At 47.2% G+C, this 14351-nt stretch carries 13 protein-coding genes; 6 read left to right on the top strand and 7 right to left on the bottom strand.

Features of this window, described 5'->3' with window-relative positions:
• Positions 1-96: 96 nt before the first annotated feature.
• The 7 genes from lepB to L5L98_RS00625 all read right to left on the bottom strand — a co-directional run bounded on the left by lepB (position 97) and on the right by L5L98_RS00625 (position 6296).
• Positions 97-1056: a signal peptidase I gene (lepB, locus tag L5L98_RS00655; RefSeq protein ID WP_263138138.1), complete on the bottom strand. Its 960-nt coding sequence runs from the start codon at positions 1054-1056 to the stop codon at positions 97-99.
• A 121-nt stretch (positions 1057-1177) separates the two neighbouring features.
• Entirely contained in the window at positions 1178-2314 is a 1137-nt protein-coding gene (locus L5L98_RS00650) for an ABC transporter permease (RefSeq protein ID WP_263138137.1), read from the bottom strand.
• Positions 2304-3260: an ATP-binding cassette domain-containing protein gene (locus tag L5L98_RS00645; protein WP_168823108.1), complete on the bottom strand. Its 957-nt coding sequence runs from the start codon at positions 3258-3260 to the stop codon at positions 2304-2306. The genes L5L98_RS00650 and L5L98_RS00645 overlap by 11 nt, the downstream gene beginning before the upstream one ends.
• Entirely contained in the window at positions 3257-4243 is a 987-nt protein-coding gene (locus L5L98_RS00640; RefSeq protein ID WP_411569198.1) for an HlyD family secretion protein, read from the bottom strand. The genes L5L98_RS00645 and L5L98_RS00640 overlap by 4 nt, the downstream gene beginning before the upstream one ends.
• A gap of 23 nt (positions 4244-4266) precedes the next feature.
• Positions 4267-4968, bottom strand: coding sequence for a TetR/AcrR family transcriptional regulator (locus L5L98_RS00635; RefSeq protein ID WP_263138135.1), 702 nt, complete (start codon positions 4966-4968; stop codon positions 4267-4269).
• Positions 4969-5153: 185 nt separating this feature from the next.
• Positions 5154-5501 carry a hypothetical protein gene (locus L5L98_RS00630; RefSeq protein WP_113938914.1) on the bottom strand — a complete coding sequence of 116 codons (348 nt, stop codon included), beginning with the start codon at positions 5499-5501 and terminating at the stop codon, positions 5154-5156.
• A 594-nt stretch (positions 5502-6095) separates the two neighbouring features.
• Positions 6096-6296: a hypothetical protein gene (locus tag L5L98_RS00625; RefSeq protein WP_168823115.1), complete on the bottom strand. Its 201-nt coding sequence runs from the start codon at positions 6294-6296 to the stop codon at positions 6096-6098.
• On the opposite strand from L5L98_RS00625, the gene L5L98_RS00620 reads away from it, so the two are divergent.
• The 6 genes from L5L98_RS00620 (at position 6295) to L5L98_RS00595 (ending at position 14261) form a co-directional block, all read left to right on the top strand.
• Positions 6295-7152, top strand: coding sequence for a hypothetical protein (locus L5L98_RS00620; protein WP_028760548.1), 858 nt, complete (start codon positions 6295-6297; stop codon positions 7150-7152). The genes L5L98_RS00625 and L5L98_RS00620 overlap by 2 nt on opposite strands.
• 11 nt (positions 7153-7163) lie before the next feature.
• The gene (locus L5L98_RS00615) at positions 7164-8492 is read left to right on the top strand and encodes a DUF4785 domain-containing protein (protein ID WP_263138134.1); all 1329 of its coding nucleotides are present in this window, start codon (positions 7164-7166) and stop codon (positions 8490-8492) included.
• Between the two features lie 434 nt (positions 8493-8926).
• Positions 8927-12136 carry a winged helix-turn-helix domain-containing protein gene (locus tag L5L98_RS00610; protein WP_263138133.1) on the top strand — a complete coding sequence of 1070 codons (3210 nt, stop codon included), beginning with the start codon at positions 8927-8929 and terminating at the stop codon, positions 12134-12136.
• Positions 12137-12172: 36 nt separating this feature from the next.
• A complete protein-coding gene (locus L5L98_RS00605; protein WP_168823123.1) occupies positions 12173-12547 on the top strand; it encodes a DP-EP family protein in 375 nt (124 codons plus the stop codon).
• Between the two features lie 244 nt (positions 12548-12791).
• Complete coding sequence (locus L5L98_RS00600) at positions 12792-12977, top strand: hypothetical protein (protein WP_411569200.1); 186 nt, start codon at positions 12792-12794, stop codon at positions 12975-12977.
• Positions 12978-13232: 255 nt separating this feature from the next.
• Entirely contained in the window at positions 13233-14261 is a 1029-nt protein-coding gene (locus tag L5L98_RS00595) for a diguanylate cyclase (protein WP_263138132.1), read from the top strand.
• The last annotated feature ends 90 nt before the right edge of the window (positions 14262-14351 follow it).

Raw genomic sequence — 14351 nt, 5'->3', positions numbered from 1 at the left:
GAGGGTAATAAAGCCTCTGGCTAAAATGCTTTGCAGAAATTTGATTAGGGATAACACCAATAAGCCCGTATTGGTTATCCCCATCAGCGCTCAGCCTTACCAAATATATATTACTTTACCAATAATCAAGTCTTGAGGAATAAACCCAAAATATCGACTATCTAAGCTATTGTCTCTGTTATCACCTAAGACGAAATACTGACCAGCGGGAACTAACCATTCATCCCTTAATGTGTTTTCCTGCACATAATAGCGATCAACCAGTTCTTTCTGATGGCGGAGTAATAATACCTGATAGCGAATATCATCCAGCGACTCTTGGTAAACAGCTTGAGTCTCAGTACTCAACTCGGGTAATAAGATTTTATCGATAAGATCGTATTGAGAGTCCAATCCTGCACACGCTTCCCTCGATACATTGCAGGCTTTCTGCACAAAAATGGTTTTGTCGCGATAGATAATCCTATCGCCGGGTAGACCAATTACACGTTTTACATAGTCAATCGTCGGGTTTGCAGGGTATTGAAATACCAATATATCCCCTCTTGCGGGTGTTACCGATGGCGTCGACTTAGCCAGTTGAAAACCTAAATATCGATAGTTACCAAAACCATACTTGCTCACCAACACATGATTGCCAGGTGCTAACGTCGGCTTCATGGAAGAGGCCGGAATACTAAAAGGCTCAAAGAAAAAACCTCGTAACACAATCAGCGGTAACATCATCAAAGCGTAACTCGCTAACACTATCCACCAGCGAGCATACCAGCGGCGGGGTTGAGTAATATCGTAACGACGGGCGATCATAAACCCGTGAATGGGACAAATAACAATAAATAACCAAGAGAGGTAAATATTTTGAAGCCAAGCCATATTTCCCGATTTAAATGGGAAATAGTTTGAGTGTAAAAATACATCAACGGCCGCGATAATCAGCGCACCAATAAAATATCGAATAAAATATTTAAATTGATTAACGTATAAAAATACAAACGGCTGAAAAAATAGACCTAATAATATTGCGAGCCAAGCTTTTGGCTTCCATTGAATATCCAATTGAACTCCGTTTCACCCTAGATTTGGAAAACGGCATCATAATTCACTGCCTAACCTAGCACAACCTCATTCCCAGTTGCAGATAGCCTGCCATGCGACTATCAGCATACTGATGATAATATTAATCTAGACGCTTAGAGAATCTCATACTGGCGATAAATAGCCCGATACAGGTAAAACCTATCATCCACAGGGCATCAAATTGCAGATCCATCACTTGGGCATCGCGCAGCACTATCGCCCGTGACATGCGCATAAAATGGGTTGCGGGTAAGGCTTCGGCAATCCACTGCGCCGCGATAGGCATGGCTTCGTAGGGGAACATAAATCCCGACAAGAGAATCGATGGCAGGAGGATAAATACCGTCATCTGCATCGATTGCAACTGGGTTTTCGCTATGGTCGAAATCACTAATCCTAAGGTTAAACTGGCGCAAATGAACAACATAGCAGCAAGGGCGATGGAATCAAGCCCGCCGCGAATGGGCACATCGAACAACAGATGCCCTGCGCTCAGGATAATGGTCACTTGCACAAAGCCAACCATCACATAGGGCACGATTTTACCCAGCATCAACTCCAGTGGCCGCACAGGCGTAGTGATCAAAAACTCCATATTGCCCTGCTCGCGCTCACGCACTATGGCGGCGGAAGTAAACATCACCATGGTCATAGTCAAAATCACCCCCAACAGGCCAGGCACGATATTGACCACAGAACGTTGTTCTGGGTTGAAATATTGCACCACTTCAAAACTCGGTATCGCCGTTTTTAGTGCTCTTCCTGCGACTTCATCCAATGGCATTTGCCTTAGGCTACGAATAGTTGAAGCGACAACCGTATCTGAACCATCCACCAGCCATTGGCCAGCGGGTTGTGCGATATAGGACTGGGCTAAATATTGCTGACCCACAAAGCTTGGGTGACGCACTAAGCGCTCATCAAGATCGGCGGGCAAATACAGCACGGCTTTGACTTCGCCGCGAGTGATCGCCGCCTCAGCCTCGGCGGCACTTAAATATCGCTGCTTAAAATCCACAACCTGCGTTGCTTCCACCGCCTTAATCAGTGCGCGACTGTAGGCAGAATCACTCAAATTAACTAACCCAGCAGGCAGATGGCGAGCATCGGTATTGATCGCATAACCAAACAACATCAGTTGCACTAACGGGATCATGACTATCATGCCAAAGGTCATGCGATCCCGCGACAACTGCCGCAGCTCTTTGACCACAATCGCAAAAATCCTACGCCACATGGTCAGTCTCTCCCTTGGAAACCCCAGCCAAGCGCTCGCCAGTACAAGTGACAAACACATCTTCTAAGCTAGCGCGCACTTCTTCCATCGTCCGGCTGGCAACTCTTGGCTTAAGCCAAGCAAGCGGATCTTCAATATCGCTGCGCACTAACACCCGCAAACGACTGCCGATTTGCGCCGCTGACAATACCGCAGACTCGCTGATCAGTGATTGTTTTAAAGTGCGTAAGTCGTCCCCTGAGATCTCAACCACCCGAGCCCCCATCGCCGCCATCAGCTGCTGGGGTGAACCGTCGGCGCGTTTTATCCCCCGCTCTAAAATCGCCAGACCATGGCAACGCTCGGCCTCATCCATATAGTGAGTCGACACAAGTATCGTGGTGCCTTGGGCACAGAGATCGAATAAGCGTTCCCAAAACTCGCGTCGATTTTCAGGATCGACCGCCGATGTCGGCTCATCGAGAAACAATAATTCGGGGTGATGTAAGGTCGCTGCCGCTAAGGCCAAACGCTGTTTCTGGCCGCCACTCATGGAGCCCGCCATTTGTTTCTCGCGGCCGACTAAATCGTATAGCGTGACTAACTCGGCTATTCGCAGCTTTGATGCTCGGCGGTTAAGGCCATAAATTTGCGCGACAAACTCTAAGTTTTCCCGCACCGAAAGATTGTCGTACAGGGAGAATTTTTGCGTCATATAGCCAATGCGGCGACGCAGTTTTTCCTCGGCGCCGGGTAAGGTTTCACCCAATACGCGGATATTCCCCGATGTGGGACTCAGCAACCCAGTCAACATGCGAATTGAAGTCGATTTTCCGCAGCCATTGGGGCCGAGAAACCCATAAATGGTGCCCTTGGGAATGGCGAGGTCGAGGTTTTCTACCGCATTAACACCACCAAAGGCGCGGGTCATCCCTTGGGTCTCGATAGCAAAATCAGCGCTTTTCATGGCTGCTCCACTTTTTGCTGCACTCCTTGCAGCACATCGAGTTGCAGCACATCGAGTTCAACTTCTAATGCCATGCCAGTAGGTAAGTCCTGATCTGCGGCGGAAATGGTGATATCGGTCAAATACATTAAGCGCGCTCGATCACGTTCATTCAGCGCATAAAATGGCGTGTAAGCAGGTTGACTGCGGATATTGCGCACAGTGCCAGCAATCGGTATCTCGCGGCCATCCACAAGAATATTGACGCCATCGCCCGCCTTCACTCTGTCTAACCAAGTCGCGGGCAGGTAAACCCGCACATAGGGATTATCGCTCGCCAGCAAACCAATCAACTGAGTGCCTGCGGCAATGCGATCACCGACTCGCCAAGGCAACGTATCGACAACGGCATCACGCGCCGCCACTAAGCTCAAGTCTGCTAAGGCTTTTTGTTCGATGGCTACACTGGCGCGAGCTGCAGCCACCGCCGCTTTGGCCTGCTCTAGCTGCTCACTACGGGTGCCATTTTCTAGCAATCGCAGGCTTTGCTGCGCCTCAGCTTGCTTGGCTAAACTGGTATCCCGCGCCGCACGGGCCGTATCTAAATCCGCTTGGCTCAGCACTTTCGTGGCATACAAACGGTTGGTACGCTCAAAGGCTCGCTGAGCTTCATTCACACTAGCATTCGCCCCGTCGAGCACGGCCTTGGCGCGTTCTATATCCTCTAAACGCGCACCTGTGACCGCCTCAGAAAGTTTAGCTTTAGCCTGTTCAAGCTCGGCTTGGCGCAGGGCGAGGCGCGCATTGGCTGAGGTTGTATCGAGCTGAATTAACACCTCACCCGCCTTAACCTGTTGACCTTCAACCACATTCACTTGAGTAATCAACTCACCTACGGGCGCGGTAAGCGTCAGCCTGTCCCGCTCGACAGTGCCAAGCACTCTGGGCGGCGCTTCGGTGCAGCCGACTAATAGCAAGATCACACAACCCACACTCACGTGCATCAGAATTTTAAAATTCACTCTCATTACGACTTCCTCGGTTCACGCAGTACACCTTGGGTAAAAACCTGCATATTGTGCAGCGCTAGACGCTGTAAACCATCAGCATCGGCACTAAAAAAGCCGAACTGACGCATTAACACCGGGGGCGCAATAAGCGGAAAAACCATCAGACTCACGAAACTGAGGCGTACTAAATCGGGATCTAATCCCTCCTTCAATAGCCCCGCATTGACTAATGTGGATTCGAGCCATTGCCGCGAGAGGGATAAAATTTGCTCAAAAACAGACAACATAATGCGATAGGGTTCTGAGCCATCGCCTTCCTGTAACACCCGTATAATCAACCGTGGCAATCCCAGGTTAGGTGCCATAACACGATAATATGTCTGCATAAGTTCACCCAAGTTATTAGGGGCATCCGCAGCGGATATTTCACGAAAACGCGCTAATACGGGTTCAAGGGTTTCCCGCACCATTTGTTCGAACAGGCCCGCTTTTGAACCAAAATAATAACGAATAAGCGCGGCATCAACCTCGGCTTCGCGGGCAATTTCACGGGTAGAAACGCTGGGATAACTGCGATGACTGAAGAGATTTAGGGCTGCGATAATTAAGCGTTGGCGGGCATCGGAATCCCCTTTCGGACGACCAGGAGTCTGCTGCTGTGATTCAGTTTGGGCGGTAAATGGCACAACCCCCTTTGGGCGACCGGGAATAAGCGACATGGCAAGCTCCAGCAAAATTCATCTATTGATGAATATACTGAAAAGCCGCGTAAAAAGGCAGCAGTTAAATTCCTCATTTTCATTGATATTGAGGAATTTAACCCTAGGACTGCATGGTTAAAATTTAGATACCGTTCAATCGAAAAATTAAGCGGCCTTCTATTAAAGATTTATACAGTAAAAGCTTATGCGCCTTTCACTATCGCACTCAAACGGGTAATGAATTGCTGTACGGCTTCAACTGTGTCAAAACTAAAGGCAAGGCCATAGTGGGTTTCGGTCAAACTCTTATGTAAACGTTTGGGGAAACGTGTCATCTCGGCATTGTGGAAATAGTCGTATTTGGCATGCACGCCTGCAATAGTGGCAAGTTCGCCGGAAAAGACTTCGAATGCGGGACGAATAATCAAGTTTGGTGATTTACCGTCGAGGTGTAAATAGAAAGCCTCTTTGGTTTCTGGGAGCATGTATTCAGTAATGTTTTTTATGGTGAAATTAGTGCGACATTGCAGCCCACTTAAGCAACTCACCATCTTATTATGTTCTATCGCCAAACTTATTCTCCCGTGTTTGTTGTCTATTTAGATTAAACCTGCCCATATCGCGCTACTTTTTCTACTCCCAGTCAATCCATGGCTCAGATGACTGATTAAGATAAGAAGAATGTCATCTCGGCAATGTTGGTTTTTATCCCGTTTATCCCACTTTACCTCAGCTCAGCCTAATCGGTTTAGTCTTTAAATGCACTAAAGTGATACCCATATCCCAGAGTAAATGGGCGAGTTTGAATTATTTATCACAAAAAACCTTTATATACAGAATGATAAACTGATTAATTCAGACACTAAGCGGGTGTCACAGAAAATTCTTTTGTGTAAGCAAATCGCTATTTCAAACACGATAAAACAAAATTTAGTTTATTAGGCATTGCTTATCATCAGGTTACCAACCTTTAGTTTGACATTAAAACGAACCTTCCAAAATGCGCCCCTGCGATTCCATTTTATGATGATTGTTTTACTTGCCAGCTTAAAATGTTGCGTCTAGGTTAATAAGCTTGAGTTACGTCCTGTTGATAATGGCTAAGTTACGGCAATCACATTTGATGCCAACGTAAACTAGCGCATTCACGCTATCCCGTCGTATTCAGGCCTTAAGTCATGTTTTACCCAAAATGAGTAACCCGCGCTTGAGCGCCTATAAACCGAGCCATGCCAGCCGATTTCAAGCTTATTTACGGCAAATCCTGCATTAACTGACTTGCCCTGAACTGTCGCAACGGACTGGCGGCCACAATCAACAAGACCAACAACACGAGATATAGCCATGAAGATCAAAAAAGCCCTCATGCTCTTGGGTCTGTTCGCTGTCAGCCCAGTCACGTTAGCCGCAACCGGAGTCGCCTTTATCCATGGTACGGGTCACCAGACCAATGCCTTAGCCGATTACTGGACGCCCGAATTTGTTAACTCAGTGCGCCAAGGCATCCCAGTGCCAAACAATTACACAGTGATCAACTGCGACTTTGACCAATATATGTGGGAAGAAAGCGCCGCAGGTTGTCTGGCCACGCAGCTCAATAGCTTTATCCAAGCCAAAAATATCGACGACTTAATTCTGCTGACCCACTCCAATGGTGGCAACGTAGTGCGGTGGATTTTATCTAACCCAACGTGGGACAGCCGTTATCCTGCAGTGATCAACGCCACCTCAAAGGTTATCGCCATCGCGCCTTCCAGTGCTGGTACGCCGCTGGCCGATGCGGTGAACCAAGGTAATGTGTTCGAAACCAGCTTAGGCTGGCTCTTAGGCTATGGCAGCAATGCGGTGAAACAACAGCAAGTCGGTTGGATGGCAAACTACAACAACGCTTGGCTTAATGGCACAGCGGGTCGCCCATCGCTGGGTAAACCCTTCGAAGTCGTGGTGGGCTCAGATGTTGATTCCGCCATTTGGGACAGCGACAGTTACTGCGCGGGTTATCAATACCAAGTCGCGCTCGAAACCACCCAAAACTGGCTCGATAGCTGCTCCGACGGCTTCTTAAATTGCAGCTCACAAAAGGCGGCTGGCACTGTCTGGTTTACTGATAAACAAAAGACCCGTGGCCAAGAGCCCTTAAGCCATCAGCAGAGCCGTCGTACGTGTTTCAACTTAGACACGCTGATCCGCAACCACATTTAAGGAGCACTAAGATGCACACACTCAGCAAACTTGCCAGTGTCTTGGCGCTAAGCGGACTGCTTGCAGCCTGCCAAGATGAAGCCACACCCATAGATCCCAAAACCAATGCCAGCCCAATGTACGCCAAAGGGTTAACCCTAGCCGCGCCGAGCGATACCGATTTAGTCGATAGCAATATTGCCAGCCCAACACTCACGCCCATCAACACCAGTACGGATTACATTAGCTTTATCACCCCGCTGTACGGTGAGTATCAAGCGAGTATGCTTAAGCTGGAGCAAGCCAGCCAAAGTGACGAGTATTGGGTCAATGTAACAGGCGCACAGCTTAATGCGGGCGTGGGCCTCACCATGAGCCAAGCGTCTAGCTTAGTGCGCATTGCACCTCGGGGCGATACCCGCTCTGGCGCCTTAATGCATGCAGAGGCTATTGCCCCTGAGCGCGTACAAATTCAGCGCGTTACCCCTAATCAGTCACCCCAAGGCAAAGCAGCCAATAGCAGCGGGATAAACACCAATGAGTCACTGGTTAAATCAATGGTCAACGCCGATGCTTTGGCTAGCGCAGGGTTAACCGATGATTCCAGTGCATTGCAAATGTCGGCGAAAGCCACACCGGGCCAATATCGTCTGCAGGTCAGTCAGCCGTTAACGCCAAGCGCCAACTACTTAGTCAATGTGAAGGAAAAAGGCTCGCCCTATCAACTGAGCGTCAAAGCCCCCATAGCCATCGCGGCGGATGCGCAAACCCTTGGGCTTGAACTCGCACTCAGCCAAAGTGATAACGCCTTTGTGCCACAGGCAACACTCAAGCAAGCCGATGGCAATATGCAACCGCTGGCGATGGTAAAACAAGGGGAGGCATGGCAAGCGGAGATCCCCGCGGGCGTCGCACTTTCGAGCAGCAATGCAGGTTTCAGTGAAATTGAAATCACAGTGCAAACCCAAGTCGATGGCCGTCCAGTGCAGCGCACGGTCAAATCTGTCTTTAAGTCTTTTGTCAATTCGGCGAGCATCAAGCCCGAAGTACTCACGGTTTGGGATAAAGGCTTGCCTAACCAAATCAACTTTGAGTTATCGGTCGCCGAGGCGGGACGTTTTGGCTTAAGTGGCACGTTAACCGGCACCAATGCCGAAGGTCAAAAGGTAGCGATTCTACGCACCCAAGCGGCCAATTGGCTGACCCCAGAGTCGCCAAAGTTAAAGCTGATGTTAGATCCTAAGCTTATCCAAGCCTCGGGTTTACAGCCGCCCTTCGAACTCAATGAATTAGAACTGCAAGATCAAGGTCAAATGGCCAGATTAAGCTATCAAGCCAGAGCACTAACCTTAACGCGCTAATCCAAAGGGACCAATGTTAAGGGGCTAACGTTAAGATACTTAGCTTAACGTGCTGATAAGTCAGGCTTGTTATCCTTAAGTTCCTCTCTAATACAAAGTGCCCAATCACGGGCACTTTTTTATTGTTGATCTTTTGCAATCTACACCTAAAAGCCATCACCTTATTTAACATCTAGCGCAAAGCACAAACTGTTGACAGAAAAATGACAAGCTAAAGACTATTTACCACACCTCACCCTGATAAAATTTACATTGATTATCAAGGGTTATTCCTTTTAAATAACAATCATCAACGGCATAATGTCAACGTCTTGACGTCAGACCTTTGAATGACAAGCATACGGTTCTTTATAACAATACGTATAACAATAAGAGTGACTCACAGCGCAAGTTTTTACCGTGCCATGGTCAATACTCAATAAATGGACATCGTTATGAGTGACAGCACATTTTTCTTTGGTGAATGGCAAATCAATCCCAGCGCCAATAGTCTGCTCCTTGGCAAACAAGTCAAACAACTTGAGCCCAAGGCGATGGATGTGCTGCTGTTTCTCTGTCAACGGGCGGGCGAAGTCGTCAGCAGTGATGAAATAGTCAGCCACTGCTGGCCAGGTGTAGATACCGGCGACAATCCACTACACAAGATTATCAATCAGTTACGTCGAGCATTAGGCGATAGCGCCACAGAACCCACCTATATAGAAACCATACGCAAACGCGGCTATCGCACCTTAGCCGAAGTGCGTTTTCCTATCGGACACCAAGCCACCGCCAGCCCACAGAGTTGGCAAGGCGGCTCGCCCTTTCCGGGGCTGCAAGCCTATAGCGCTAACTATGCCGAGGTGTTTTTTGGCCGCAGTGAACAAATCAGCACTTTGCTTAACCGGATAAGCCAACAAATCCTGTTTGGCCGTGCCTTCTGCCTGATCTTAGGTCCAAGTGGCAGCGGTAAATCCTCTCTGATTAATGCGGGTGTTGTGCCCAATTTAATGAAGGGCGACGGCTATAACGGCATTGGTGTCGCGTCATTCAGCAGCTTAGATTTTGCCGATGTGAGTAAAGGGCAACTACTCACCGATCTTGCCAGTGCTATGCTCGACTGGGAAATCAACGACACCCCAGTATTCGAAGGCATGAGTGCTGAGACTCTGGCGATTCAACTCGTCGAAGATATCCAAAGCGTGATCGACCTGTGCACCCAAGCGCTCAAGGCTAAACCCTTTTCCAATCCGTTTTTTGCCTTGTTTATCGACCGATTAGAAGTGTTGCTCTCATCACCGCTATTTAGCGATCCCGAACGAACTCAGTTCATAGAATTATTGGAACAACTCGCCACCTCAAAAGCCGTGATTATCATCAGTGCCTGTCGCAACGATTTTTATCCTTTATTGGTCAATTACCCAAGCTTAATGGCGGGTAAAGCCCGCGGTGCCCACTTTGACTTAGCGCCGCCGACACGCACTGAGCTATTACAAATGATCCGCCTGCCCGCGGTGGCTGCCAACTTAAGCTGGGAAGTTGACAGCGACACCGCGATGCCGCTCGATGAAATGCTCTGCAGCGATGCCGCCAGTAACCCAGATGCGTTGCCCATGTTGCAATACACGCTGCAGGCCTTGTATTTACAACGCAGCGCCGACGATAAGTTATTAGTCTCGGTTTATCATGCACTTGGCGGTATTGAAGGGGCGATTGGCAAAAATGCCGAGCAGGCGATTTCCCATTTAAGCGATGCCGAAAAAGCCAGCCTACCACGGATTTTATCCCTGCTAGTGACCCTGCGCGAAGATGAAAAGTCCATCACCAGCCGCACAGCTCGCTGGTCGCAACTGCAAAGCACGGCCGAAACAGCCCTAGTGCAAGCCATGGTCGATAGCCGCTTATTCGTGTCGCATCTGCAAAATGGAGAACCCTGTTTTAGCATCGCCCACGAAGCACTTTTACGCCGTTGGCCTCGGGCGACGGCTTGGATTAGCGAACATAGCGACAGTTTGAGTATTAAGAGTCGCCTACAGCATTTATCTAAGCGTTGGCTCAGCGAAGCCAAACACAGCGCTTATCTGCTCGCCGAAGGCAAGCCGTTAAAAGAGGCCCAAAGCCTCAGCCAAAATCCGTTATTCGATTTAGACGATCCCGAAACCGCCTTTATCGCAGCCTCCAGCAAACGCGCCAATATGCTGCGCTGGACGAGGCGCCTAACCGTCGCCCTACTGTGCGTCCTCACCTTAACCTCCGTCATTATGAGCGTGCGCAGCATAGAGGCCGAAAAACTTGCCCTGCAAAAACGCCTCGCCGCCGAAGATTTGCTCGGCTTTATGGTGGGTGACTTCGCCGACAAGATGCGCGGCATCGGCCGTATGGACTTACTCGACGGGATCAGCAATAAAGCACTGGAATATTTCAGTGATTTTTCCAATAAAGAAGATGATACGCACTTAAGTTTTGATGCCCGTTTCCAACACGGCCAAACCTTAGAGGCCATGGGCGAAGTCGCTTATTCGCGCAATAAAATCGATGAAGCTCGCAGCGCATTACTCGCAGCGCAAGAAAAAATGCTGCCACTACTCGAATTACAGCCGGAAAACTTAGCCCTACTGAAAACCCTAGGTGCCAATGCGTTCTGGTTAGGACAGCTTAAGTATGATGTGAGTGATTGGGCGGCATCGCGCCCTTTTTTCGAGCAATACTTGGCCTATAGCCAAACCATGTACGCCCTTGCGCCAGAGGATAAAGATGCGCTGATGGAGCTGTCTTATGCCCATAACACTTTGGGCTCAGTTTCGATGAAACAGCAGGAATTTGCCAAAGCGCAGCAAGATTTTGAAGAGTCGCTAAGGCTTAAATTGCTGGCTTTGGCAAAAGCGCCTGAGGATAGTCAGTTGATTGCGGATGTGGCGGATACTCGTTCTTGGTTAGCCAGTGCATTAACCTCACTTGGCGATATAGATACGGCAATCAAATTTCAAGAAGAAACACAGGACCAATTATTAAACTCGCCAAATCAAAATGACGCTTATATGCGCGATAGACTAGCGAGCACTTTAGGCAGATTAGCAGAGCTACTGGAATATAAAGGTGATCTTGTTTCTGGGCTCGATAAGCTATTATTAGCACAAAATATTATAGAGAAATCGCTAGCCTTGGATTCTGAAAACGAAGTTTGGAAAAGAGACTTATTTCATGTCCGTACCAAAATATTTCATTTAAACAGTTTAGTTAATGACTTTAGAGTAAAAGAAACATCTCAATCTCTTTTAGACACTCTGGACACTGAATTTAATTCAACCAGTGAAGTTAAAAGAGAATATTTACGCGCCAATGCCCTTTTAGCAATCGCAAATAAAAATATAAGCAATCATGAAATTAGCCAAAATCATGAAGAAATAGCAGAGTCTAATGTTATTTTTATAAAACTAACCAATAAATTCCCAGATGAGAAAGATTATCTCATTGGACTTGTAAAAACTAATTTAACAATCGCTAAAATTAATTTTGCAATGGGGAATAAAAATGCTAACTTTGAGTTATGCAACACAGCAAATAAACTATTGCAACCTTTAATAGAGAAAGATAAAAATCCTCAAATAATAAAGCCATACTTAGAATCTGAAGACTGTCTTGAAAAAATAAAACCGAACAAATAACACAATCAATAACTGTACTTAAAAAAGGATAATCAAATGATAACACCACAAGGTACCGCTCAATTTATTAAAGTCAATGTTAATCTAGAAAATGGTGAACCTGTATTTATCTATACCGATGCCAACGGTCAACAATGCCAAGGTGATATCACCGTCACTCAAGCTGGTACTGTAACCTACCTGCTAAATGACCAAACAGGTAAAGGTTTAAAATTTGTCGGTGTAGGCTTTGTGACTCCATTTGATGAAATAGTCGATGCCGTTACCATTAGCAGCGATGGTATGTTAGTACAACTTGTTGACCTCGATAGAACTCCAGGTACCACTAAGTTCCAATTTGTATTAAGTAATACAACTAATACCTTACTAATACTAAGTCCTGATCCGCAGATTATTAACAAACCTAATTAATTTAAAAGATTAAATCGGGGACAGCTTACCCTGTCCCTTCTTTTATTGACCCAATAATTTTTTTTCACAATTCTTTCAGGACAGCCAATTCTTTCAGGACAGCCATATATTTTCTAGATAAACGCCTCCTGAAATGAGCTAAATGCAAAAGCGGGGACAAAAGCGGGGACAGCCATGTCTTTTTGTGCTTTATCCCCTCTTATACTAGCCTTTACATTATCTTGATTGCGTCTGTTTGGAGCGGATGATGACCTCGGCCAGAAGAATGCTTATCGATGCTAATACAACGCCCTTCTATCATGTGATAAATCGCTGTGTCAGAAGGGCTTTTCTGTGCGGTGAGGATAAACTCACAGGCCGCAGTTATGAGCATAGACGTGGCTGGATTGTCGATAAAATCAAAGCATTATCCACCATCTTTAGACACTAAAATCCTTTGCGTTTGCCGCTTAATACCCAAAAATCCACTCATGAGTGCCACTCTTTTAACTTAGCCATGCCCCAAAACCTCGCACGTTTCAGCTAAACCTGAGAATTTACCGTGAGAAAATTAAATTCAAAACCTTTATAAACAATAGATTAAATCGGAAGGTAAGCAGAAGGTATCTTTTCTTTGCGAAGAATAAAGTCATCATCAGAAAAGCGCTTAGCGCAGATGGCATTAGGTTCACGGAGAATGATAACAATGACAAGCTCACCTAAACTGACACGTTCACAACATCCATTATCACTTGTGGGTGAAGGCAATGGTTCACAGTGCACTGCGCAGCAAGGCTTGGTCGAGCCCGCATTGCCGTTAACCTTCTTCGAACATACCTCGATTGAAACGATTCAACAGTTTATTCAGCATCTGACTGAACCGGTGATTATCGTCAATGCCCAAGGTTACATTTACTTTAGCAATAGCAAAGGTGCTGACTTACTAACATGCCCGCAGGCCAGTTTGAAGGGACAAGATTGGCGCAACTTTTTGACTGAACACCACCAAGCTCGCTATGACAATCTGCTGAGCAATGATATTAAATTAGGCAAAAATTGCGGTATCCCAGTGCAGCACTCCGCCGAAGAAATCACCCTCATTACAGCCTCAGGCAAAGCAAAAGATGTTGAGCTTTCCATTTCCTACATCCCCAGCCATGAACCTCTGTTTGTGATGATGATGCACGATTTGACGCAGCACAAAGCGGAAAATCAAAAACTACGTAAATTGGCCGCCACAGATTCACTGACTGGGCTGGCGAACCGCCGATATTTTGATGAAATGCTGCATCACTATTGGGAAGAATGCACAGGTAAGCTGCGCCCGATCAGCGTGGTGATTATCGATGTGGATTACTTCAAAGTGTTCAACGACCAATTCGGCCATATCCAAGGGGACGAATGTCTACGAAAGATTGCCAAAGTGATTGCTGACATAGTGCCGATAGAAGTTGGCCTGGCAGCGCGTTACGGCGGCGAAGAATTCGCGCTAATTCTACCAAGCCACAATGCCAAAATGGCACTAACGATTGCCCAAAAAGTGCAGCAAGGGATTAATGACCTGCGCTTTACCGAGCAAGGGCTGCGCGATTATGTCTCTGTGAGTGCGAGCCAAGGGATTGCGAGCGAAATCAATGGCCAGTTCCGTACCTCACTCGCCATGCTGTGCGCCGCCGATACCGCATTGTATCGCGCCAAAGCCGATGGCCGTGACAGGATCAATACATCGCTTTAATACCTATTAATTGGCGACTTGTTTGCCCGCAACTGATTTACCCAAAACTGATTCACCCAAAACTGATTTACTCAAAACATAGTTACCCGC

Source organism: Shewanella sp. SM23 (assembly GCF_025654295.1).
GTDB lineage: Bacteria > Pseudomonadota > Gammaproteobacteria > Enterobacterales > Shewanellaceae > Shewanella > Shewanella oncorhynchi.
Note: the sequence above shows the minus strand (reverse complement) of the source record. Positions and strands in the feature narration are given on the sequence as shown.